Raw genomic sequence first — 22,925 nt, 5'->3', positions numbered from 1 at the left:
CGCCCAGTGATCGCCTACGAACAGCTCTACCACCTCGACCTCGACGGCATCCAGAGCGCCATCGACTCCTGGAACGAGTGCATCCGCCGCTACGACGCCATGGACGAGGCCTACGACAAGCAGGTCGTCAAGGAGTTCGACAAGGCCGGCTGGACCAGCCTGGACGGCACCGACCTGTACGCAAGGACCCAGGTCGTCACGGCGAACCAGGAGTTCAGCGACGCGGTGACCGAGGCCAAGGGCATCCGCACCGTCCTCCAGGACGCCTACGACGAGCTCAGGAAGTACAAGAGCGACCTGCACCAGCTCACAGAAGACGCCAAGAAGGACAACATCACCATCAGCGCCACCGGCGCGGTGTCGCTGACCCAGCCGGACCCGGACGGCGACAAGCCGATCGCCCCCGGAGCTCCCGGCCACCTGATCCCGGACGCGCCCAGCACCAACAGCGTGAAGATCGAGTTCTGGGAGGGGAGGATCGCGGTCGTCCTCGCCGCCGCCGACAACGCCGACATCTCCGCCTCCCACGCCCTGCGGCGCAACACCGGGAAGGGCGGCGACGAGGGCTTCAACGACAAGACCGTCAAGTCCGTCGACCAGGACGAGTCGCAGCGCGCGTCCAAGCTGCTGAAGAAGTACGAGAAGGGCGAGAAGCTCTCTCCCGCCGAACTGGACGAGCTCGACCGGCTGATGAGCCACAACCAGAAAGACCCCGAGTTCAGCCGGATGCTCCTCGACGACCTCGGACCCGAGACCACGTTGCGCCTGGCCCAGGACCTGGAGGCCTCGTCGGGCAGCGGCGACGACCGGCAGAAGTACAGCACCATCCAGAACTCGCTCGCCAACAGCATCGGGGCGGCCAACGAGAACAAGGAGTTCTCCGACAAGTGGCGTGCGGACATGCGCGAACTGGGCACCAGGCGCCCGGAGGGCGACGCAGCCGGGCCGTACGGCTACCAGACCCTGACGGAGCTGCTCAAGCATGGTGACCAGGGCCAGTACCCGCCGCACATGACAATGGGTCTGACCGACGACATCATCGAGGCCGAGAAGGACGACCCGGAGATCTGGGACGAGTCCCAGAACATCGAACGCGGCGACGACCCCGAGGCGATGGAGATCGTCGATCCGGTCGACAACATGCTCGGCATCATGAGTCAGGACCCGGACACCGCCACGCGCTATCTCGACCCGGAGGCGGACGGGGACAAGAACCGGCTGTGGTACCTGCACGAGGACCGTCACTGGCCCGATGTCCAGGTCACCGAGTCCGTGTCCGGCCGTGGCGGCCCCACCGACGGGGCAGTTCTGGAGGAGTACGACCAGGACGCCACCAACAGCCGCACCGGATTCGGCCGGGTCCTGGAGGCCGCCACCACCGGTGCTCGGCCCGGCGAAGAGCGGATCGACTACAAGGGCCACACCGAGGCCCAGGCCCGCGTCATGCAGGACACCATCACATACCTGGACACGGACGTCGACGAGGACGGCAAGGTCACGGGCCGTGCCAAGGGCGACTCGATTCCGGAGAACATGCAAAAGCCGCTGGCCCGGGCCTTGTCCGACTACACGGCGGACACCCATGACATCATCGCGGGCAGCAAGGACGAGTACGACGACGAGCGCGGCCGGAACACCATCCTGGGCAGCGGCGACGACGCGCACATCGCCAACCGGGAGGGCAGCGTCATCCGTGTCCTGCGCGGCGTCTCCGACGACCCGGAGGCGTTTACGCAGATCCGCGAGGCCGAACGCGTCTACGCCGTCGACCAGATGGACCGGGCGCCCAGGGACCCGGGCGGGAACAACGAGAACTGGAACGTCCCGGCGCGCGACGCCGCCAACGTCCTCGGCGCGTACAACGCCATCGGCTCCGACACATATCTCGACCAACGCGACGAGAAGAAGCAGTGGGCGGACGACGTGGCGAAGGCCCGCTACCACCAGGGCGGCCTGCCGCTGACCGCGTTGCCGTACGTCGGCGACGGCGCCCAGCGCATGCTCGACCAGGACACCTACGACTGGTCGAAGGACGTCAAGGCGGAGGCCGACCTGCGGGGCAAGAGCGGCTCGGAGGAGGAGAGGGCCAAGGGCAGCGCGGGCACCAAGTCGCTCATCGACACCTGGGTGGCGGACCGCAACAGGCAGGGTGCGAACATCTCCGACAACACCGAACGTGACCTCAAGCAGGAGGCCGAGCTCAGCTACCTGGCCCACCGCGGTTCCGCCCTGGCCAGCCTGCGCGGCGAGTACTGACGGCCGCGCGCGTCGCCCTCCGGGCAGGTGCCGGGTCCCTCGCCACGCTCGCGGTGGCGGGGGACGACCTCCAGCCCAGCCCAGCCCAGGGTGGCACCGCCTTCTTCACCTCGGAGACCCTGACCAGCGGTGAACCCCGGTGCGGAGCACCGGCGTTCGGCGAGTGGTCTGCGGCTTCCGCCGGGACTGCTCGTGGAGACCGACACCATGGCCGTGCCCGGCCCCTTCCGGCCATACGGCGTGCCCGGCCGCCGCGGTATGGGTGTTCGCTCCACCATCGGTGCTCGCGGACCGTGGGTTCCCTCCGTGGCCGGGTCGCCGCGCGGCGCCCACGATGTGCGCCATGGCGAGGACGCGCGCGCCGCGCCCAGCGGCTGACGCATGCCCTGCGTCACCGACGCGTTGGACGCCCTGCCCCGCACACGTCCGTCCCCGGAACCTGGAGCCGCATCCATGTACCCCAGTCGACGCAGCACCCTTCTGTCCGCCGCCCTGCTCGCCACGGCGGCGATGACCCCCGGCGCCACGGCCCGCGCCGCCGACAACGCGCCCGGCCGCTGCGGCCACCGGCACCGCGTCCACGTCCCCGGTGCCGCACTCCAGCAGATCTCCTGTCACGACGACCTGACCACCAGCGCCCTCGCCGGCACCTCCTATACCGACACCGCCGACCAGGCCGGCCTCATGGCCCGCGGCACCCACAACCCCTCCGGTGTGCCCGGCCTGCAGATCGACGGCTACTTCCCCGACTCCTCCCACCTGAACACCACCCACGGCTGGAACCACGACGCCCAGTTCGTCATCCGGCTGCCCGAGCACTGGAACGGCAAGCTGGTCGTCACCGGCGCGCCCGGCGTGCGCAAGCAGTACTCCCTGGACGCCCTCATCTGCGACTGGGTGCTGGCCCAGGGCTACGCGTTCGCCTCCACCGACAAGGGAAACAACGGACCCGACTTCTACACCGACGGCAAGCGTCCGGGCGGTGCGCTCGCCGAATGGAACCTGCGCACCACCCAACTCACCCTCGCCGCCAAGAGGGTGGTCGCCCAGCACTACGGACACGCCCCACGGCGGACCTACATGACGGGCATGTCGAACGGCGGGTACCTCACCCGCTGGCAGTTGGAGAACCGCCCCGAGCTCTACGACGGCGGCGTCGACTGGGAAGGCGCCCTGTGGCGTCCCGACGGCCCCAACCTGTTCACCTTCCTGCCCACCGCCGTCGCCCGCCAACTGGGGCAGGCCGGCGACGAGGACATGTACGCGGCCGGGTTCAGCCGGGGCACGGAGTTCCTGTGGCCGTACCACGAGAAGGCGTACTGGGGCCTGACCCAGAAGACCTACCGCGCCGCGTTCGACCCCGGCTACGACCCCGACTGCCCCGGCGCCTCGGCAGGTTCCACCACGGAGGAGATCCTCGCCCCCTGCCCCTCCGACGCCACCTACGCCTACGCGACGCGGCCCCGTTCGGTCCATGACGCCGTCGCCCGGATCTCGCTCACCGGCCGCATCGGAAAGCCCATGATCACTCTGCACGGCACGCTGGACGCGCTGCTGCCCATCGGCGTCCAGTCCGACGTCTACGCGCGCATGGTCGCCGACCAGGGCAGGGCCGGCCTGCACCGCTACTACCGCATCGAGGGCGGCACCCATGTCGACAGCCTCTACGACACCCATCCCGACAAGCTGCGGCCGATCCTGCCCTGCTACCGAGCCGCTTTCACCGCCCTGACGGACTGGGTGGAACACCGCGAGGAGCCACCGGCCGGCCGGACCGTCCCCAGACCCACCTCCGGCGACCTCGTCAATACCGGCTCCCTGGACTGATCCCTCCCTGCCCACCGCAACGGTGGCGACCCACAGGCCCCACCACGGCGAGGTGGTGTGCCTCTCCATTACGGCCCCGGCAGGCCGGACGTAACGTCCAGTAAGTCTCGTCCTGGTAACTCCCGAGCCGCGCACCGGAATTCGGAAGCAGGGCGCGGCTGATCTCAACGTCCCCACCCGTCGCGATCACCAGGTGGCACGATGAACCCCACATCCCCCCCTTCCCGTCCGCGCCGCTCTTGGCGCCTCACACGGCCGCGTCCCGCCTCCCCGGCAGCGCTGGTCCTGTCCCTGATCGCCCTGATCCTCGGACTCTCCCCGGCCCCGGCGCAGGCGGCGAGCCTGCAGGAGATCACCGGCTTCGGCTCCAACCCGGGCAATCTGCGGATGTTCCAGTACGTTCCCGACAACCTGCCCTCCGGCGCGCCGCTCGTCGTGGCCCTGCACGGCTGCACCCAGAACGCCAGTGACTACTACGGCCACTCCGGCTGGCCCAAGTACGCCGACATGTACGGCTTCGCGCTGGTCTTCCCGCAGACCACCAGCTCCAACAACCTCAACTCCTGCTTCAACTGGTACCAGCCCTCCGACTACACCCGTGACCGGGGCGAGGCGCTGTCCATCAAGCAGATGGTGGACTCCGCCACGTCCCGCCACGGCAGCGACCCCAGCCGCGTCTACATCACGGGGCTGTCGGCCGGCGGCGCGATGACCTCGGCCATGCTCGCCGGCTACCCCGACGTGTTCGCGGGCGGTGCCATCGGCTCCGGTGTCCCGGCGGGCTGTGCGACCACCCTCTCCAGCGCCCTGACCTGCCAGTACAGCGGGGTGAACAAGACTCCGCAGCAGTGGGGCGACGCGGTCCGCAGCGCCTCCGGCGGCTGGGGCGGGCCCTGGCCCCGCGTCGCGATCTGGCAGGGCACCGCCGACTTCACGGTCAACCCGTCCAACGCCACCGAGGAACGGGACCAGTGGACCAACGTCTGGGGCATCAGCCAGACCCCGTCCTCCACCAGGACCCTGACCGGCGGCACCACACAGGCGGTCTACAACGACGCGAACGGCAGGCCCGCGGTGGAGACCTTCTCCGTCTCCGGGATGGGACACGGCCTCGCCGTCAACCCCGGATCCGGCATCGACCAGTGCGGCAGCACGGGCACGTACTACCTCAACTCCATCTGCTCGTCGTACTGGACCGCGAAGTTCTGGGGTCTGGGCACCTAGGGCCTGGCGTCAACCTCCCCCCTGCACCGAGCGATGACGACGGGAAGCCTCCTGAGGGAACGCGACCGCCACGACGTACGCCACTGGAGCTGCTCGGCCGGAACCGCGAGACCCAGGTGAGGAAAGCGTTCGAGCACGGTGCGCAGGGCGATCTGGATCTCCATCCGTGCCAGGGGCGCGCCGAGGCAGTAGTGCACGCCCTGACCGAGAGCCAGGTGCGCCTTGTCCTGACGGTGAAGGTCGAATCGGTCCGGGTCGGGGTAGCGGTCCGGGTCCCGGTGGGCGGATGCCAGGCAGAGGATGAGCGTGTCTCCCCGCGGTATCCGCACACCGGCGATCTCGATGTCCTCGGTGGCGAAGCGGCGAATGGCCATGAGGTTGGGAAGGGCGAAGCGCAGCAGCTCTTCCACGGCTTCCGGCAACAGGTCGTGGTCGGCGCGCAGTTGTTCAGCCTGCTCCTGGTGGACGAGCAGGGTGAACAGCCCGGTGCCGATGAGGTGCTGAACGTTCTCGACGCCGGCGGTGAGGATCAGGAACGCGAGAGAGCTGAGTTCGTCCTCGGAGAGCCGGTCGTCGACGTCGCGGGCGGCGATCAGCGCGGAGAGCAGGTCGTCGCCCGGCTCCTCACGCCGGGCGGCGATGAGGTCGACGAAGAACCGGTGGAGCCTGCCGATCGCCTCGGGAATCTCGCGGGGGTCCTCTGGGGCGACCATGGTGGTGATCCACTGGGAGAACGGCGTACGGGACGCCTCGGGGACGGCGAAGAGGTCGCCGATGACCATGAGCGGCAGTGGGCCCGCGAAATCGGCCACGAGGTCGGGCTCGTCCTGCTGGGCGAGTGCGTCGGCCAGCCGTTCCGCCGCGCCCCGCACCGACGTACGCAGGTCTTCGACGCGGCGCGGGGTGAAGCCCTTGGAGACCAGACGGCGAAGCCGCAGATGGTCGGCCCCGTCCATGTTGAGGAGATTGGCGTCGAGGGCGGGCGGAAGCGAGAAGCCCTTGTAGCCGTTGCCTGAGTGCGCCTTGTCGAGCGACAGCCGCTGATCGGATATCCACGCGCGTACGTCCGCCTCACGCGTCACCAGCCAGACCGGCGCTCCGTCGGGAAGCGCCACCCGGTGCACGGGGGCCTCGGCGCGGAGCCGGGCGAATAAGGCGTAGGGATCGGCGGCGAAGGAACCGTCGAACGGCTGGGGCAACGCCTGCGTGGCCGTCGTGGAATGCACGTCATCTCCTTGGCGTGGGGGGACCGTTACCGGTGCATTGTCGACGATCAGGGCCTGCGAAGATCAGGGCCTGCGACGGTCCAGGACCGCGACGATCCGGGTTCCATGTCTGCCCGCGCGTCACGGGCCGACCGGGCGGGCCCGCGCATCCCGCGCCGGTGCCGAGCCAGAGGCGCCGGCGGGGGGTCGCCCCGGGGGCTGCCGGTGTCGTCGGCCGAACAGGGAAGGCAGGCTCGGTGCGGCCACGAAGCCCTCCGCGCGGGCACTGGCCAGACCGATCCGGGGGAGTTCGCTGGTCTTCTCGAACAGCAGGTAGCGGGGCTCCCACACCGGCCGGTACTTGGCGTTGGCCCGGTACAGCGACTCGATCTGCCACCACTGGGAGAAGAACGTCAGCACCGAGCGCCACAGCCGCAGCACCGGCCCGGCGCCGATCCGGGCCCCTCGCTCGAAGACGGAGCGGAACATGGCGAAGTTGAGCGACACCCGGTCCACGTCCGCCTCGTCCGCGCGCAGCAGCAGCTCGACGACCATGAACTCGATCAGGCCGTTGTCCGCGTCGCGGTCCCGTCGCATCAGATCGAGCGAAAGCCCGCGTCGTCCCCAGGGAACGAAGGACAGCAGCGCCCGCGGTTCGCCCTCCCTGTCGTGGCACTCCACCATCACACAGCGCCCGTCGGCCGGATCACCGAGGCGTCCCAGCGCCATCGAGAAGCCCCGCTCCGTCTCACTGTCCCGCCAGTGGTCCGCCCGGTCCAGCAGGGCCACCATCTCCTCCTGCGGGATCTCCTCGTGCCGCCGGACGCGCACCGTGTACCCCGCCCGGAGCACCCGGGCCCGCGCCTGGCGGACGCCCCGCATCGCCCGGCCGTCCAGGGTGAAGGCACCGCGCTCGACGATCGCCTCGTCACCGAGTTCCAGGGCGTCGAGTCCGTGCCGCGTGTAGATCGTGCCGGCCTCCTCACTCGCCCCCACGACGGCCGGCACCCAGGCGTACTCGCGTGCCTCACGGAGCCACTGCTCGATGGCTCCGGGCCAGGCCTCCGGGTCGCCGAGGGGGTCGCCGGAGGCGAGGGTGACCCCGCCCACCACGCGGTAGGCGATGGCGGCCTTGCCGCTGGGCGACCAGATGACGGCCTTGTCGCGGCGGAGCGCGAAGTACCCGAGGGAGTCCCGCTCGCCGTACCGGTCCAGCAGATCACGCAGCCGTCTCTCGTCCTCGGCGGTGAGCAGCTCACGGCCTCGCGGAGCGCGGAAGCAGGCGTACAGCAGAAGCAGGAACAGCACCGTGGCCAGCACGTTGATCACCACATCGACCCAGCGTGGCGCGTGCACCGTGACGGACGTGCCGGACAACGGGCCGAGCGTCACCACGCGCAGCAGGGCGTAGGAGAAGCGATCGGTGAACGATGTCCCCGGCTCGGTGGCCGTCGCGCTCACCAGCAGCGCCCCCACCAGACCCGCGACCGCCAGGCCCGCCAGCAGGAGAACGGCTGCCAGGCCGCGGTGCCACGCGCCGCTCCTGGCCCGGAACTCCCCGCGGCCGATCACCAGCGCCAGGACGAACCCGCCCGTGAGCGCCGTGGAGAACCAGTTGAAGACGTGCTGCCGGTACGCCTCCTGGGTCATGAGCAGCACGTACAGAACGAACAACGGACCGGCCAGCAGGGTGTTGAAGACCCATGCGGCCCTCTTGCGGCGCCGCATGGCCACGGCGAGGAAGAGCGACAGAGGAACCGCCACCAGGCCCGCCGTCGCCAGGTAGGGGGTGAAGTACTCACTCGCGCGGTGCTCCCGCACCTCCTCGCGGAACGGCACCGAGGCCACCGCCACCAGGTTCAGCAGCGCCATCAGCCGCAGGTACCAGACCGCGGCCGAGGCAGCCCGGCCGCGCCATGCGGCGCGCGCCCCGGACACGCCCGTGTCACCGGCCGACGCGGACGGGAGGCATCCCGGGGGATCGCTGGGTGAGGAAAACGGGGCAGGCAAGGAAAGTCACCACCCTCCGGAAGCCGGTGCCTTGCGAGCCGCGGCAACCGCGTTCCCTCAGGTCGCATTCCCCGGTCGCGTTCCCCCCTGTCCGTCACCACCGACTGTAACCGCACAGCCGGGACGGCAGCACGTGGTGCACCGCCGTGCGGACGATCGGACGGTGGGTACGCCCGGCCCCGCCCCCAGGGCCTACGCCCCCGCCATGACGCGCAGCGCCTTCTCCTCGGGTGAGCCGGGGGCGGCGGTGTAGACGAGGAGGCTCAGTTCGGGATCCTGGGGGAAGTGGGTGATCTCGTACGAGAGGGTGAGCGGGCCCGCCTCCGGGTGGTCGACGCGCTTGAGCCCGTGGGACTTGGTGCGCACGGTGTGCAGCCGCCAGTGGCGCCGGAACTCCTCGCTGCGCTCGTTGAGTTCCTCCACCAGCCGCCACAGCTCGGGGTCGTCGGGGAAGCGGCCCGCCGCGAGACGGAGATGGCCCACCGCCTCACGGGCGATCATCTCGCGGTCCGGATAGCGGCGGCCGATCTCGTCGTTCAGCAGATGGAGCCGGCACAGGTTGCGCTCGGCCGGGGGCAGCGCGGAGAAGTCGGTGATGAGGGCGCACGCGGCCCGGTTCCAGGCCAGTACGTCCATCCGCCGGCCCATGGCGAGCGCCGGAGCGCTGATCCAGTCCAGCAGCCGGCGCACCCCGGCGCGCGCCGCCGCACCGTCATGGGCCCGCCCGGGGTCCGCCTCCGGTTTCTGGGGGCGGGCGAGCCGGAAGAAGTGGGCGCGCTCGTCCTCGTCCAGCCGCAGGGCGCCCGCCACCGCTCCGAGCACGGCGTCCGACACACCGCGGTTGCGGCCCTGCTCCAGACGTACGTAGTAGTCGACGCTCACCCCCGCCAGATGTGCCAGCTCCTCACGGCGCAGCCCCGGCACCCGCCGCACTCCCGATCCGGAGGCGAAACCGACGTCCTCGGGCCGGATCCTGGCCCGTCGTGAACGTAAGAAGTCCCCCAACTCGCCCGATGGCCGCATGCGTTCATTATCGCGTTCCTGGGTTTCGCTGTCCCTGGGTACGACGGACCCCTGGCACGACGGGGCACGGCCAGGGCGCCGCGGGCGGGGTGAGCATGAACAGCGGAAGCCAGTACGAAACAGCGGACGACAGCAGGAGAGGACGGGCGTATGCGCAAGCGGACACGACGAGCCGCGGCGGTGGCCACGACAGCGGCGGCCCTGCTGGGCCTGGCGGCACCGGGGGCGGTCGCCGACGAAGGGCGGCTCCCCGATCCCGCGCCTGGCGGCCCACAGCGCCCGTACGAACCCGATGTGACGGGCCCTCGCAACATCGACACCCTCAGTGCCGCGATCACCCCCGACGGCGGCACCGCGCACGGCGTGCAGGTGGCCTTCGACCGCACCAGCCGCGCCGAACCGGCCGGCCCGCCGGCCGCGGCCCGCCGCTTCGTGTTCCTCTTCGACGCCTCGCTCCGCTTCCGGCCGGACTCCTTCCCCACCTGCGCCCGTACGACGATCGAACAGCACGGCGTGCACGCCTGCCCGCAGGGCTCCCGGATCGGCCGGGGCACCAGCCACCTCTATCCCGAGGGCACGGCCGAGGTGTACGCCTTCAACGCCCGCCACCCGGGCGGCACGCGCGGAGCCCTGGTCGTCATCCCCGCCGGCGGAACGATCCTGGAGCTGACCTGGGAACGGGTCACCCCCCACTACCAGCGGGTGGGCTACCGCTGGGCCCTCGACGAAATCCTGCCCCCCACCGCCACCCCGCCCGATCAGCGCGTGGGCACCCGCCGTTTCGAACTGACCTGGGGCGCCACCCGCCGCACGGGCGAGGGCAGGCCGGTGAGCTTCGCCGAGACCACCGCCCGCCCGGGCGCCGCACTGGGCATCGGCCTGTGGAGCGAGTTCGTCACCGGGCAGACCGTGCTGCCGGAAACCACCGCGGTCCGGCCCTGACGGCCGACCGCCGTGGAGCTACCCTTGTCGTCGGCTGCGACCACTGGTCGCGGCGCGGCGGTGGGGCTCGCCGGACCCGAACCGCGGCAGCGACGCCGCCAACAGTCCCTACTTGCGATGGTGGATGCCCGCGTGCCCGGGCCCGGCGAGTAGGAGACGTACGTTCATGACAGCCCCGTACCGCAAGATTCCGTACTCCGAGATCCCGTACCGGAAGCAGGACGCGTGAACTGGCTGCTGGTCGTCGTCGGAGGCATGGTCGGTGCGCCGCTGCGGTACCTCACCGACCGGGCCGTGCAGAAGCGGCACGACACCGTGTTCCCCTGGGGCACCTTCACCGTGAACGTGAGCGGCTGCCTGATCCTGGGCCTGCTGACGGGTGCCGTGCTGGCCGGGGCCGCCTCCTCGCATGTGCAGCTGCTGCTGGGCACGGGGCTGTGCGGGGCGCTGACGACGTACTCGACGTTCTCCTACGAGACGCTGCGGCTGGCCGAGGACGGGGCGAGGTTCTTCGCCGCCGCCAACGCCGTCGCCAGTGTGGTGGCGGGGCTGGGCGCCGCGTTCGCCGGCGCCGCGATCGCGGAGGCGCTGTGGGCATGAGAGCGGTGGCAGGGCGAGCAGAAGCGACGGGAGGGAGCCGGATGGGGCCGTGGCGGTTCGTGGTGTGGTTCGGCACGGTCAGTCTGCTCGCTGACGTCGTCTACGAGGGCGCCCGCTCCATCACCGGGCCGCTGCTGGCCTCGCTGGGCGCGTCCGCCCTGGTCGTCGGCGTGGTCACGGGCGCCGGTGAGGCGGCGGCGCTGGGGCTCCGGCTGGTCTCCGGTCCGCTGGCCGACCGTACCCGCCGCTTCTGGGGCCTGGCGATCGCCGGATATGTACTGACCGTGGTGTCCGTGCCGCTGCTGGGCGTGGCCGGGACGCTGTGGGCCGCGTGCGTGCTGGTGGTCGCCGAGCGGGTCGGGAAGGCGGTGCGCTCGCCGGCGAAGGACACCATGCTGTCGCACGCCGCGGCCGCGACGGGGCGCGGGCGTGGCTTCGCCGTGCACGAGGCCCTGGACCAGGTCGGGGCCCTGGTCGGCCCCCTGCTCGTGGCCGGTGTGCTGGCGCTGACCGGAGGCGACTACGGGCCGGCGCTCGGCGTGCTCGCCCTGCCCGGCGTCGCGGTGATCGGGCTCCTGGTGTGGCTGCGGGCCCGGGTGCCGGACCCGGAGGCCTACGAACGTGAGGTGGCCGCCGCGGCGGAATCGGATACGGAGACGGTGGACGGCCGGCGTCTGCCGAGAGCGTTCTGGACCTACGCCGCCTTCACGGCGACCACCACGACCGGGTTCGCCACCTTCGGCGTGCTCTCCTACCACCTGGTCGAGCGGCATCTGCTGACCGCCGCGTGGGTGCCGGTGCTGTACGCGGCGGCGATGGCCGTGGACGCCGTCGCGGCCCTGGTCACGGGCTGGCTGTACGACCGTCACGGCCCCCGCGTGCTGATCGCCCTGCCCGCGCTGACCGCGGGCGTGGCCGCGCTGGCGTTCACCGACACGCTCGTGCTCGCCGTGGCCGGATCGCTGGTGTGGGGTGCGGCCATGGGCATCCAGGAGTCCACCCTGCGCGCCACGGTCGCGGATCTGGTGCCGCGTGGGCGCCGGGCGACCGCCTACGGGCTGTTCGCCGGTGTCGTCGGCGCGGCGAGCCTCGCCGGTGGCGCACTGATCGGCGGCCTGTACGGCTACTCGATCCCCGTGCTGATCACCGTGGTCGTCGCCATCCAGGTCCTCGCCGTGGTCCTGCTGGCCGTGACGCGGACCCCGCGGCGCTGACTCCGGGACTTCGGCCGGGATTTCGGCCGGGGCTTCGGCTGAGGCTTCGGCCGGGGCTTCGGCCGGGGCTTCGGCCGGGGTGAAGCCGGGCTGGAGGCGCCCTGTCCTGGCTCTTGACCGTTAAATAACCTTGGGCGGTACACCCGTTGCTCATCCCAGTCCCAGGGAGTTTCATGTCCACCGCGCAGCAGGCCCCCGACATTCTCTCGCCCGAGTTCGCGGCGGACCCCTACCCCGCCTATCAGGTGATGCGCGAACGTGCCCCGCTCATCTGGCACGAGGCCACCCAGAGCTACATCATCTCGCGGTACGAGGACGTGGAGCGCGTCTTCAAGGACAAGAACGGGGAGTTCACCACCGACAACTACACCTGGCAGCTTGAGCCCGTACACGGCAAGACGATTCTCCAGCTCAGCGGTCGGGACCACGCGGTGCGGCGCGCCCTGGTCGCCCCGGCCTTCCGCGGCAGCGATCTGGAGCGGAAGTTCCTTCCCGTGATCGAGCGCAACTCCCGTGAGCTGATCGACGCCTTCCGGCACACCGGGTCCGCCGACCTGGTGACCGACTACGCGACCCGTTTCCCCGTCAACGTGATCGCGGACATGCTGGGCCTGGACAAGGCCGACCACGACCGGTTCCACCGCTGGTACACCTCCGTCATCGCCTTCCTCGGCAACCTCGCGGGCGACCCGGAGGTGGCCGCGGCCGGCGAGCGGACCCGGCAGGAGTTCGCCGAGTACATGTTCCCGATCATCAGGGAACGCCGGGAGAACCTCGGTGACGACCTGCTGTCCACGCTGTGCGCCGCCGAGGTGGACGGCGTGCAGATGAGCGACGAGGACATCAAGGCCTTCTGCAGCCTGCTGCTCGCCGCGGGCGGCGAGACCACCGACAAGGCGATCGCCGGCATCTTCGTGAACCTCCTGCTGCACCCGGAGCAGTTGGCGGCCGTACGGGAGGACCGCGGCCTGATCGCCCGCGCCTTCGCCGAGACGCTGCGCTACACACCGCCCGTCCAGATGATCATGCGGCAGTCGGCGACCGAGGTCGAGCTCAGCGGCGGCACCGTACCGCCCGGCGCCACCGTCACCTGTCTGATCGGCGCCGCCAACCGGGACGGCGACCGCTACCAGGACCCGGACCGCTTCGACATCTTCCGCGACGACCTGACGACGTCGACCGCCTTCTCGGCCGCCGCCGACCACCTGTCCTTCGCGCTCGGGCGGCACTTCTGCGTGGGGGCCCTGCTCGCCAAGGCCGAAGTGGAGATCGGTGTCGGCCAGCTCCTCGACGCCATGCCCGACGTGCGGCTCGCCGACGGTTTCGACCCCGTGGAGCAGGGTGTCTTCACCCGGGGCCCGCAGTCCGTGCCGGTGCGGTTCACGCCCGTCGCGGGCTGACCCGCCGTGGGGTTCGGGGCTTAGGCCCTGTCGTCAAACTCCCTCCCCCACTGCCTCAAGGGCGTGGGAGGTGCCCCCAGCCGGGCGACGCCATGCACGCCCTCTCGCCGCACCGGGCGAAAGCCCACGTACATCCAGTACGAGGGCTTCCGCCCGGCACGCCGAGAGCACGCACCTGACGCCACGCGGCCCGCCCTTCGGGCGAACGACGGGAGTTCGACGACAGGACCGGCCCCGAACCCCGTTCCGGGGCCTCACGGTGTGCTACTGCACCACCGGCGTGAACTGCACCGGCAGCGAGGTCAGGCCGCGCATCCAGATGGACGGGCGCCAGGTCAGCTCCTGCGGCTCCGCCGCCAGGACCACGTCGGGCAGCCGCTCCAGCAGGGCCTCCACCGCCGTACGGGCGATGACGTCGGCCAGCAGCGGGGCCGGGTAGGGGCAGCGGTGCTCGCCGTTGCTGAACGACAGGTGCGCGGCGTTCTCCGCGCCGACGTGCCCCTCGGGCCAGATCTGCGGGTCGGTGTTGGCCGCGGCGAGCCCCAGCACGAGGCAGTCGCCCGCCTTGATCTGCCGTCCGCCGAGCTGGGTGTCGCGCACGGCCCAGCGGCCGATGAAGTTCTGCGTCGGCGTGTCCAGCCACAGCACCTCGTTCAGCGCCTCGCCCACGCTGAGCCGGCCGCCCGAGACGTTCAGGGCGAAGCGTTCGTCGGTGAGCAGCAGCCGGAGGGTGTTGCAGATCCAGTTGGCCGTCGGCTGCTGTGCCGCGGCGACGATGGAGATCAGGTCCTGGATGATCTCCTCGTCGGTCAGCCCGGCGGGATGCTGCAGCATCCGTGAGGTGACGTCAGGTCCGGGCTTCTCCCGCTTCTCCTTCACCAGTTGCTGGAACCGCGCACCCACCCGCCCGTACGCGGCCACCGGGTCGTCGCCCTCGGCCGCGTCGAGCGAGATCCGCAGGTCGTCCACGAGCTGCTCGGTGTCCGTACCGCTGTGCGGCATCCCGCACATCTGGACCGCGGCCCGCATCGGCAGGGCGTGCGCGTACGCGCTCATCAGTTCGGCGTGGCCGCTGCCCGCGAACGACGCGATGAGCTCGTCGGCGATCTGCTCGCACTCACGGCCCAGCTCGAACTGGTCGACGCCCTCCAGCGCCTGAGTGATCACCCCTGCCCGCCGCTGGTGCTCCTCGCCCTCGGTGAACAGCACCGACGGCTGGTATCCGACGAACGGCAGCAGCGGCCAGTCCGCGGGGATGTTCTCCCACTGGTTCCAGCGCCGCGAGTCCCGCGCGAACAGCTCGTCGTGGGCCGTCACATAGCCGACCTCCGAGTAGCCGAGGACCAGCCAGGCGGGCACGTCCCCGTCGAGCAGCACGGGCGCCACCGCGCCGTGCTCCCGGCGCAGGGTGCGGTACAGCTGCGACGGTGTCTGCTGGTATTCCAGACCGCTCAGACGGACCGCGCCCGCATGGGCGGGGCAGCCCGCGGCGGCCGCCTCGGGGGAGGAGGATCCGGTGTCGGTCACGGTGTCATCTCCCGGGTCATGGCCTGTTCGTAGAGGTGGTTCACGAGGGTGATCAGCACGTCCTTGCCCGACGACCTGACCCGCGCGTCGCAGTCGATCAGCGGCACATGCTCAGGGAGGGCGAGCGCCTGGCGGATCTCGTCCAGGGAGTACCGGGACGGGTCGTTGTCGAAGCGGTTGACGGCCACCACGAACGGCGTCTTGTGGTGTTCCAGCCGGTCGATCGCGTACCAGGAGTCGTCCATCCGGCGTGTGTCGACCAGGACGACCGCGCCGAGCGTGCCGGAGAAGAGCCGGTCCCACAGGAACCAGAAGCGCTCCTGCCCCGGAGCGCCGAACAGGTAGAGGACCATGCGCTCGTTGAGACTGATCCGCCCGAAGTCGAACGCCACGGTGGTGGTGGTCTTCGCCGCCACCCCGTGCGTCTCGTCGACGCCGACACCGGCCTGGGTCATCACCTCTTCGGTGTTGAGCGGCCGGATCTCGCTGACCGAGCGGACCAGGGTCGTCTTGCCGACGCCGAATCCGCCCACGATGACGATCTTCAGGCCGGTTTCTGCGGCGTCGGCCAGGGGCGTACGTCGGGAAGGCAGCTCAGAGACGGCGGAGCCCATGGAGCACCTCCTGGAGAAGGGCGGAATCGGGGAGTGAGGCGACGGACTGCGCCGCGCGCGGGTGGCGGGCGGTGATGTTGCCCATGGCGAGGAGGTCACCGAGCAGGATGCGCACCACCGTGATCGGCAGCTTCAGTTCGGCGGCGATCTCGACCACGGCCGTGGGGTGCCGGCACAGGTCGAGGATGCGGGCGTGCTCCGACTGCATCCCGGCGGTGGGGGCGCACTCACTGACCACGAGGGTGACCAGATCGAACGCGTCGTCGGCACGGCTGCGTCCGCCCGTGACGGTGTAGAGCCGGTCGGGATCACCGGTGTCCACGGGCCTGCGTATCACGACGGAGTACTCGCCCGGCCGCCCTGGCGGGGCTCGGCCCGCAGATGCTCACCGATCTTGTCGACCAGTTCGGTCATCTGGTGACCCACCACCCCGGGGTCGGCGGTCTCCTCGGCGACGACCGCCAGATGCGCCCCCTCGCCGGCCTCGACGATGAAGAGCAGTCCGCCGTGGAACTCGGTCATGGAGTGGCGGACACCTCCGGTGCCGTCTCCGAACTCGACGGACGCGCCCTGGGCGAGGGCCTGGATCCCCGAGCAGAGCGCCGCCAGCTGGTCGGCCTGGTCCAGCGTCAGATGTTCGGTCCAGCACAGCTTCAGGCCGTCCCGGGACAGGACCAGCGCGTGCCGCGTGCCGGGGGTGCGCTCCAGAAGGCTCTGCAGGAGCCAGGTGAGGCTGGTGTCGGTGGTCTGCATGGTGGGTGAGGGGACGGTTCTGCCCGGCTGGCGGGTCACCGCCCCGTTCCTCCAATCTCACAAGGTCGAGGGGCAAGGGCGCCGGGGCCCCGAGCGCCGTATGTGTGGGGGGACGAACCTACGAGTCGGCCGGCGGCTCGGGAGCGGCGTCGGATGCGGGGCGGGCCCACGATCCGGTGTCGCCGGTGCCGGACTGGCGGCCACGGTGGAAGGAGCCGAACAGCGAGCCCGCGTCGCGCCTCGCCGAACGTCCCTCCGCCCGTGTCCCGTCCTGCGCGGTGGCCGAGGCCGACGCTCTGCGCTGCTCCCGCTCGCGGTCGGCCTCGGCCATGGTGCGGCCGGGGGCGCGCACGGGCAGGCCGTTCGGGGTGGCGTCCGCGGGACGGCGGCCTGCCCCCGGCTCGGGGAGTTCCGACCCGGCAGTGGGCCGCACCGTGGCGGCAGGCCGCGTGACCTCGGCGGGCGCCGGTTCGGGTACGGCGGGCGGTGCGGTCTCGGCGGGCGCGGGCGCCGGTGTGGGCGCCGCGGCCGAGGGACGGGGTGCGGTCAGCCGTTGTGCGGCGTCGCGCTGCTGGGCGAGCAGCTGCGGGGGCAGCAGGACGACGACGCCGGTGCCGCCGCGCGACGAGGGCCGGTAGTTGACGCTGATGCCGTACTTGACGGCCAGCCGCCCGACCACGGCCAGACCGAGCCGCGTGCCCTGCAACGAGGCGAGGTCCGTCATCCGCCCGGCCACCGACGCCTCGGCACGCCGCATCGCCGCGTCGGCCATCTTCAGGCCGCTGTCCTCGATCGTGACGACGATTCCGGCGCTGCGCTGCTCCACGTACACGTGGACCTCGTCGATCGGCGGCGAGAAATTGGCCGCGTTGTCCATCAGTTCGGCGAGCAGATGCATGACGCCTTCCGCGGCGAATCCGGAGACCGCGGCGTTCGTCGAACAGTGCAGCCGTACGCGCCGGTAGGCGGCGATCCGGCCGACCGCGCCCCGCAGGATGCTCTCCATCACGATCGGCTTGTTCCAGGCGCGGCTGGAACGGCCGCCCATGAGCAGCGCCAGCCGGTCGGTCATGAGGCCCAGCTGCGAGGTGCTGTGATCCAGCTTCAGCAGGTCGCCGAAGACCTCTTCTCCGTGCCGCTCCTGCATGTCCCGCAGGTCGGCGAGCATGCTGACGGCCTTGGCCTGCACCCGGCTCAGGGCCTTCGCCGAGGCGGACTGCGCGGCGGCGGCCCGTCGTTCGCTGTGGGCGAGTTCACGAATGAACGATTCGGCGGGGACACGCAGCAGAGGGATCTGCGGCCACCCCACTTCAGCGAAGATGGTGTCGGCCGAGACACCTTCCCGCAGCTTCGCCATCGCGTCGGGCAGGGTCTCCTTCGTCAGCCGCTCCAACTCGGCGGCGGTATCGGCCAGTTCCTGCTGGGCCTGCCGCCGTTCGTTGTCCAGGGCCGCGGCACTCTTCACGTCCTGCTCCACCATGGTGGTGAAGGAGTGCAGGACCTTGCGCAGCTGGGGATCGGACGGCTGCGTCACGCCCGTCAGAGCGTCCTGTGCGCTCGTTCCGTCCCGCAGCCGCGCGGCGACCGCGGGCAGGGTCACGTTCACCAGATGCGCGGACTCGGCCGCCTGCTGTGCCAACTGCGACCGGATCTGGCCGACCTCGCCGACCTGCGACGCGGCGGACCGGCGGGCGCGCCGGATCAGCGACGTACTGACGACGACGGTGACCGCCACGCACAACCAGGCGCCCAGAGCCGAAGCCACCGTCCAGGTACGGGCGTTCTCGGGAGCCGCCGCGATGGCCGCACCAGCCGCCGCGGCGGTCACGACCAGGACGACCAGGGGTGCGACGGGCGAGGCGTGAGGCGCCTTCCCTGACCGGTGTTGGCTGAGTGGTGAAGGCACTGACATCCAGCGGTCCTCGGTCCTTGGCAGCGGGAAAGACAGAGCGACCGACGCGCGACGGCCGCGGGCAGGGCAGATCACCAAGAGGACGGTGATCGTCCGGCAGGCATTCGCACATGCTAGTCACCCATCCGGGTGTCGCGATCTGACTGGCTGTCTAGTCCGCTCAGGACGTAATTTCGTCGAAAACCCGTCGACCGAAGGATGTGACGTGGTAATGGGGTTGACGCGCCGTCCACCCCTCTGACGACCACGGATGACCCTCTGCGCGCCCTCGCGGGCTCCTCGGCAGGTGCCGGATCGTCGCGGCTTCGGCGTGTCGGAGGTGGCGGAGCGACGGGTTTCAGTCAACTGCGGGGCCGCCTGACGTCCGCGACGTCCCTGCGCGATCTTGAGGCCCTTGGTCTTGATGCCGCGAATGGCAGCTGTGTTGCGGCTGATGTGTACAGTTGCCCACGACGCACGTTGTGGTGAATTCCATGGCCGCTGGTTGTTGAATCCGGTGCGCTGCAATCCACCTGTTTACGGGTCGTTCTTTCCGCGTCATGGCCGCATCCCTTCCGTCTTATGTCCGCATCGCGGGAGGCGGCCATGACGCCCCCTAACGTTCTCTTCGGCGCTGCCGGTGCAGGGCGGACACAACCCGCCGCGCCGGAAAAGCGTTGCGATCGGTTTCCCGCAGTCCGTAAACCCAGGGCGCTTGCGCCCGTGTCGACTTGTGCGCGACAAGAGCGATCGGGAGGGGAAGATGTCCACTTTTTCGTCCGGCGAAATGGCGGCGGAAGTCTTCGGCCGACTGTTTTCCGTACTGCTGGAGGACGAGGAATTCGTCGCAAGGGCCCGACAGGAGGGACTGTCGGTCCGGCTCGTCCACACGAAGCCCGACTGCCAGGTCTTCGTGTCGCCGCAGGGCGTCGTCGTCGGTGAGGAGGCTGCTCCTCAGACCGCGGCGATCACGCTCAAGATGTCCTGCGACACGGCCCACGCGCTGTGGATGGGCCGGCTCATGGTGCCCGTCGCCATCGCCACGGGCCGGCTCCGGATCCGCGGCAAGGTCGCCAAGGTGCTGGAACTGGTGCCGATGCTGCGGCCCGCCTTCGACCGCTACCCGGACATCGCCGCCGCCTCCGGCGTCGGCGCCTGACCTGCTGCCCGGCACCGGTTCCGGCCGGCGAACCAACGCGTAAGGAGTGTCGTCCACGTGAACACCGCTCTGTCCGAGTTCCAGTCCGAGTCCGTGTCCGAGTCCGTGTCCCTGTCGGGGCTGAACTTCGACGTACTGCCGCCCGAGGTCCAGCGGTTCAGGGACACTGCGAGGGCCTTCGCCCAGGACGTCGTCAAACCCCGTGTCCAGCACCTCGACCAGGCACCGGCGGCCCACTTCGACTGGCAACTCGTCGCCCAGGGCCACCAGATCGGCCTCACCCGTGCGGCGGTCCCCAAGGAATACGGTGGCGCGGGCGTCGGCATGCTGGGTGTCGCCGTCGCACTGGAGGAGGTCGCCGCCGTCTGCCCGGGAACGGCGCTGATCTTCGGCGCCACCCTGCTCGGCCAGGCGCCGATCCTGCTGTCCGGCGACCCCCGCCTGCAGTCCCGCTTCCTTCCCCTGTTCTCCGGTGACGAGCCCGTGCTCGCCTGCAACGCGGTCACCGAGGAGGACGCGGGCTGCGATCTGATCATCCCGTCCCTGGCGCAGCACGCGCAGAACGTCACGACCGCGCGCAGAGACGGCGACCACTATGTGCTGACGGGCCGGAAGCGGTTCATCACCAACGCGAAGTTCGCCGCGTTCGCCTCCGTGTTCGCGAACATGGAGGGCAGCCCGGGGGCGACCGGGCTCACCTCCTTCATCGTCCCCCTGGACCTCCCCGGCGTCGTCCGCGGCCCCGTGGCGGACAAGATGGGATACCGCGCCTGCCTGGGCAGCGAGCTGGAGTTCCACGACGTCCGGGTACCCGCCGAGTACATGATCGGCTCGGAGGGCGAGGGCATGGCCATCAACATGGCGCAGAGCAACATGGCCCGCGCCGCGGTGGCCGGCATCTCCACCGGTGTGGCACGCAGCGCCCTGGAACAGGCGATCGCCTGGTGCGGTGAGCGGGTACAGGGTGGGCAGCACCTGCGGCACCACCAGTTCACGGCGGCGAAACTCGCCGCCATGACCACCAAGGTCGACGCCGCCCGCATGCTGTACCTGCGCGCGGCCGACAAGGTCGACAACGAACTGCCCCCGCCGGTCTACGAACCGGCCGTGGCCAAGCTGTTCGCGGACCGGGCCGCGATCGACGTCGCCGACGCGGCCCTCTCGCTGATCGGCGCTCGCGGCTATCTGCGCTCCTACGGGGTGGAGAAGATGATGCGTGACGCCCTGGGCACCCGCATCTACGAGGGCACCCCCGAAGTCCTGGCGCTCGCCATCACCGACAGTCTCTACGCCGAGAAGGAGGAGTGGTGAACGCCGTTCCGGTCGTCGGCGCCGCCACCGCATCCCGCCCGTCCCCGGCCACGGGGCCCGTCACCGGGGACGCCCGCGCCCGGCGCTACGCCGTGGACATCATCAGGCTCCACGAGCGGCTCACCTACCGGCGGTTGCTCACCGAGCTCAAGGGGGATCCGCTCTCCCTCATCGAGGACCCGCGGCGCCGTCTGGTCACCCTCACCGCCCGCGACAGCCAGTTTCCCACCCGGTACCTCAAGGGAATCCTCGGCTTCCGCCTCGCGCAGTACCTGAGGCTGAGCTGGATCTCCCCCGACTCCGTCCACCGGACCGCCGCGTTCCACGAACCACTGCTGGGCTCGCGCGCCGTGGAGAACGTCCACACCGTGACCCTGTGCCGACGCACCTGGAAGATACGCGGATACGTGGGCCTGGCCTGCTCCGCGGACGCGGAAAGCCTCCCCCTCGACTCCCCGCGCCGTACCCCGTTCCCGACGGAGGCGGCACACGGCGTCGACCTGCTTCGGCGGTACGCACAGCCCGGTCTGGGGACCCACCAGGTCTTCGAGTTCAAGCGTTTCCTGCGGGACCAGACGATGCCGCGCGGCGCACAGCACACCTGCGTCCCCTGGCACCTCATGCTCGGCATGGGGGAGAGCCTCATCGGGCTCGGCGACGCCGTGCGCATCGTGCTCGGCGACGCCAAGGAACACGTCGCTCTGCGCCATCTGCGCCTCGGCGGCTTCGACCTGCACGTGGTCGAGGGCACGTCGCCGCGCCTGGGCGCATCGGATCCCATGGCGCCGATCTACCGGCAGTCGGTGGTGGCCAGGCCGTTCGTCGCCCCGGTGCCCACGGACCTCCCCTGGTACCGCGACATGATCCGTTCCTACCTCGCCGGGACGAGCGACCTGACCTCGCCGCAGGCCCTGGTCACGGCCCTGGCCGCGCGGAAGAGGGCAGGGAACGGCGTCCCCCGTCCGTCACACGAAGGGTCTTGCGGGTGATGAACGTTGACAGCCAGCCGGTGTCGCCGGCAGAGGAAAAGCCCACGGTGGGCGCCGAGTTCTACGCCGAGCTGACCACCCGGAACACGGGGGTGGTGGCCGCGGCGGACCAGCGGGCCCTGCGCACGGCCACCGTCCTGGTGGCCGGCTGCGGGTCGATCGGGGGCGCGGCCGTCGAACCGCTCACGCGGCTGGGCGTGCAGAGCTTCGTCCTCGCCGACCCGGGAACGTACGAGCTGAACAATCTCAACCGGCAGTCGGCGATGGCCGCCGACATCGAGCGGAACAAGGCCTCGGTGGCCGCGTCCCGGGTGCGGGCGATCAACCCGTATGCCTCCGTCGAGGTCTTCACGGAAGGAGTCACCCGGCAGACCGTGCCGAAGCTGACGGGCTCCTGCCAGGTGATCATCGACGGGGTGGACGTCACGACACCGGAGGGGTGGAAGGCCAAGCACCTGCTGCACCGTCACGCCATCCGGCGGCGGCTGCCCCTGATCACCGGGTGGGACATGGCGGGCACCCAGTACGTCCGCTGCTACGACTACCGGCACCTCCGTGAACCGTTCGACGGGACCATCAGCACCGAGGACCTGTCCCGCCTCGACACATGGGAACTGCTGCGCCGAGCGGTGCCGTTGAGGTACGTACCGACCGACATGCTCGCCGAGATCCGGGCCAACCACGCGCGGACCGACTACGCCTTTCCGCAGGTGTCCTACACGGCCACGGCGTTCGGCGTGATCAGCTCCCACATGGTCGTCAGGCTGCTCGCCGGACAGCGGGTACGGCACCACATCCGCCTCGACGTGCACCAGAAGACCAGGCCGCGTGCGGAACAGTGGCGCACCTGGGCGCGATGGCCGGTGGAACTGGGGGGCCTGCTCCCCGAGCTGCTGCGCATGCTCCGCACCCCCGGCGCCCGCCAGACCCAACCCCCCACGCAAGACCGCCCCACCCAACCCTGACCCCCGCCGACTCGG

Annotated in this window: 20 protein-coding genes; 12 read left to right on the top strand and 8 right to left on the bottom strand. The window is 70.6% G+C overall.

Going from position 1 to position 22,925, the window contains the following annotated elements; genetic code table 11:
- Positions 1–6: 6 nt before the first annotated feature.
- From IE262_RS08575 to IE262_RS08560, 4 genes are all read left to right on the top strand, one after another.
- Positions 7–2,256, top strand: coding sequence for a hypothetical protein (locus IE262_RS08575; protein WP_189872478.1), 2,250 nt, complete (start codon positions 7–9; stop codon positions 2,254–2,256).
- 129 nt (positions 2,257–2,385) lie between these two features.
- Positions 2,386–2,634, top strand: a complete 249-nt coding sequence (locus IE262_RS08570) for a hypothetical protein (protein ID WP_189872476.1) — start codon at positions 2,386–2,388, stop codon at positions 2,632–2,634.
- 75 nt (positions 2,635–2,709) lie between these two features.
- A complete protein-coding gene (locus IE262_RS08565; RefSeq protein ID WP_189872473.1) occupies positions 2,710–4,083 on the top strand; it encodes a tannase/feruloyl esterase family alpha/beta hydrolase in 1,374 nt (457 codons plus the stop codon).
- Positions 4,084–4,284: 201 nt separating this feature from the next.
- Positions 4,285–5,307 (top strand): extracellular catalytic domain type 1 short-chain-length polyhydroxyalkanoate depolymerase, encoded by a 1,023-nt coding sequence (locus tag IE262_RS08560; RefSeq protein WP_189872471.1) that lies wholly within the window; start codon positions 4,285–4,287, stop codon positions 5,305–5,307.
- Here IE262_RS08560 and IE262_RS08555 read toward each other — a convergent pair.
- The 3 genes from IE262_RS08555 to IE262_RS08545 form a co-directional block, all read right to left on the bottom strand.
- Entirely contained in the window at positions 5,304–6,533 is a 1,230-nt protein-coding gene (locus tag IE262_RS08555) for a cytochrome P450 family protein (RefSeq protein ID WP_189872469.1), read from the bottom strand. The genes IE262_RS08560 and IE262_RS08555 overlap by 4 nt on opposite strands.
- A gap of 120 nt (positions 6,534–6,653) precedes the next feature.
- Positions 6,654–8,450: a phosphatidylglycerol lysyltransferase domain-containing protein gene (locus IE262_RS08550; protein WP_229877161.1), complete on the bottom strand. Its 1,797-nt coding sequence runs from the start codon at positions 8,448–8,450 to the stop codon at positions 6,654–6,656.
- A 264-nt stretch (positions 8,451–8,714) separates the two neighbouring features.
- Entirely contained in the window at positions 8,715–9,545 is an 831-nt protein-coding gene (locus tag IE262_RS08545) for a helix-turn-helix transcriptional regulator (RefSeq protein ID WP_134039871.1), read from the bottom strand.
- Positions 9,546–9,695: 150 nt separating this feature from the next.
- Between IE262_RS08545 and IE262_RS08540 the strand changes: the two genes are divergently transcribed.
- From IE262_RS08540 to IE262_RS08525, 4 genes are all read left to right on the top strand, one after another.
- Complete coding sequence (locus IE262_RS08540; protein ID WP_229877160.1) at positions 9,696–10,487, top strand: hypothetical protein; 792 nt, start codon at positions 9,696–9,698, stop codon at positions 10,485–10,487.
- Between the two features lie 225 nt (positions 10,488–10,712).
- Positions 10,713–11,087: a fluoride efflux transporter CrcB gene (crcB, locus tag IE262_RS08535; RefSeq protein WP_134039872.1), complete on the top strand. Its 375-nt coding sequence runs from the start codon at positions 10,713–10,715 to the stop codon at positions 11,085–11,087.
- A 41-nt stretch (positions 11,088–11,128) separates the two neighbouring features.
- Positions 11,129–12,301 carry an MFS transporter gene (locus IE262_RS08530; protein ID WP_208329810.1) on the top strand — a complete coding sequence of 391 codons (1,173 nt, stop codon included), beginning with the start codon at positions 11,129–11,131 and terminating at the stop codon, positions 12,299–12,301.
- Positions 12,302–12,474: 173 nt separating this feature from the next.
- Positions 12,475–13,701 (top strand): cytochrome P450, encoded by a 1,227-nt coding sequence (locus IE262_RS08525; protein WP_134039874.1) that lies wholly within the window; start codon positions 12,475–12,477, stop codon positions 13,699–13,701.
- A gap of 264 nt (positions 13,702–13,965) precedes the next feature.
- Here IE262_RS08525 and IE262_RS08520 read toward each other — a convergent pair whose 3' ends face one another.
- From IE262_RS08520 to IE262_RS08500, 5 genes are all read right to left on the bottom strand, one after another.
- Entirely contained in the window at positions 13,966–15,228 is a 1,263-nt protein-coding gene (locus IE262_RS08520; RefSeq protein WP_189872467.1) for a cytochrome P450, read from the bottom strand.
- Positions 15,225–15,842: a GTP-binding protein gene (locus tag IE262_RS08515; RefSeq protein ID WP_189872465.1), complete on the bottom strand. Its 618-nt coding sequence runs from the start codon at positions 15,840–15,842 to the stop codon at positions 15,225–15,227. Before IE262_RS08515 ends, IE262_RS08520 begins: the two co-directional genes overlap by 4 nt.
- Positions 15,823–16,179 (bottom strand): DUF742 domain-containing protein, encoded by a 357-nt coding sequence (locus IE262_RS08510; protein WP_189872463.1) that lies wholly within the window; start codon positions 16,177–16,179, stop codon positions 15,823–15,825. The genes IE262_RS08515 and IE262_RS08510 overlap by 20 nt, the downstream gene beginning before the upstream one ends.
- Positions 16,176–16,595 carry a roadblock/LC7 domain-containing protein gene (locus tag IE262_RS08505; RefSeq protein ID WP_189872884.1) on the bottom strand — a complete coding sequence of 140 codons (420 nt, stop codon included), beginning with the start codon at positions 16,593–16,595 and terminating at the stop codon, positions 16,176–16,178. Before IE262_RS08505 ends, IE262_RS08510 begins: the two co-directional genes overlap by 4 nt.
- Before the next feature lie 118 nt (positions 16,596–16,713).
- Positions 16,714–18,507 (bottom strand): ATP-binding protein, encoded by a 1,794-nt coding sequence (locus IE262_RS08500; RefSeq protein WP_189872461.1) that lies wholly within the window; start codon positions 18,505–18,507, stop codon positions 16,714–16,716.
- Between the two features lie 742 nt (positions 18,508–19,249).
- Here IE262_RS08500 and IE262_RS08495 point away from each other — a divergent pair.
- From IE262_RS08495 to IE262_RS08480, 4 genes are read left to right on the top strand one after another with little or no spacing between them, the layout of a single operon-like run.
- Complete coding sequence (locus IE262_RS08495; RefSeq protein ID WP_134039879.1) at positions 19,250–19,645, top strand: SCP2 sterol-binding domain-containing protein; 396 nt, start codon at positions 19,250–19,252, stop codon at positions 19,643–19,645.
- Between the two features lie 57 nt (positions 19,646–19,702).
- A complete protein-coding gene (locus IE262_RS08490; RefSeq protein WP_229877159.1) occupies positions 19,703–20,956 on the top strand; it encodes an acyl-CoA dehydrogenase family protein in 1,254 nt (417 codons plus the stop codon).
- On the top strand, positions 20,953–21,945 hold the full coding sequence (locus tag IE262_RS08485; protein ID WP_134039880.1) for a hypothetical protein: 993 nt from the start codon (positions 20,953–20,955) through the stop codon (positions 21,943–21,945). The genes IE262_RS08490 and IE262_RS08485 overlap by 4 nt, the downstream gene beginning before the upstream one ends.
- Complete coding sequence (locus IE262_RS08480; protein ID WP_189872459.1) at positions 21,945–22,910, top strand: HesA/MoeB/ThiF family protein; 966 nt, start codon at positions 21,945–21,947, stop codon at positions 22,908–22,910. Before IE262_RS08485 ends, IE262_RS08480 begins: the two co-directional genes overlap by 1 nt.
- Positions 22,911–22,925: the final 15 nt, after the last annotated feature.

Origin of the sequence: Streptomyces bluensis (genome assembly GCF_014650715.1) — a bacterium.
Taxonomy (GTDB): Bacteria; Actinomycetota; Actinomycetes; order Streptomycetales; family Streptomycetaceae; genus Streptomyces; species Streptomyces bluensis.
The sequence above is the reverse complement of the archived record's forward strand: the minus strand, read 5'-3'. Positions and strand labels throughout refer to the sequence as shown.

Excerpts from the sequence above, each read along its gene's own strand:
- IE262_RS08530 (WP_208329810.1), top strand. The coding sequence starts at position 11,129 with ATGGGGCCGTGGCGGTTCGTGGTGTGGTTCGGCACGGTCAGTCTGCTC.
- IE262_RS08515 (WP_189872465.1), bottom strand. The coding sequence starts at position 15,842 with ATGGGCTCCGCCGTCTCTGAGCTGCCTTCCCGACGTACGCCCCTGGCC.
- IE262_RS08565 (WP_189872473.1), top strand. The coding sequence starts at position 2,710 with ATGTACCCCAGTCGACGCAGCACCCTTCTGTCCGCCGCCCTGCTCGCC.
- IE262_RS08540 (WP_229877160.1), top strand. The coding sequence starts at position 9,696 with ATGCGCAAGCGGACACGACGAGCCGCGGCGGTGGCCACGACAGCGGCG.
- IE262_RS08525 (WP_134039874.1), top strand. The coding sequence starts at position 12,475 with ATGTCCACCGCGCAGCAGGCCCCCGACATTCTCTCGCCCGAGTTCGCG.
- IE262_RS08480 (WP_189872459.1), top strand. The coding sequence starts at position 21,945 with ATGAACGTTGACAGCCAGCCGGTGTCGCCGGCAGAGGAAAAGCCCACG.
- IE262_RS08560 (WP_189872471.1), top strand. The coding sequence starts at position 4,285 with ATGAACCCCACATCCCCCCCTTCCCGTCCGCGCCGCTCTTGGCGCCTC.
- IE262_RS08500 (WP_189872461.1), bottom strand. The coding sequence starts at position 18,507 with ATGTCAGTGCCTTCACCACTCAGCCAACACCGGTCAGGGAAGGCGCCT.
- IE262_RS08495 (WP_134039879.1), top strand. The coding sequence starts at position 19,250 with ATGTCCACTTTTTCGTCCGGCGAAATGGCGGCGGAAGTCTTCGGCCGA.
- IE262_RS08545 (WP_134039871.1), bottom strand. The coding sequence starts at position 9,545 with ATGCGGCCATCGGGCGAGTTGGGGGACTTCTTACGTTCACGACGGGCC.
- IE262_RS08505 (WP_189872884.1), bottom strand. The coding sequence starts at position 16,595 with ATGCAGACCACCGACACCAGCCTCACCTGGCTCCTGCAGAGCCTTCTG.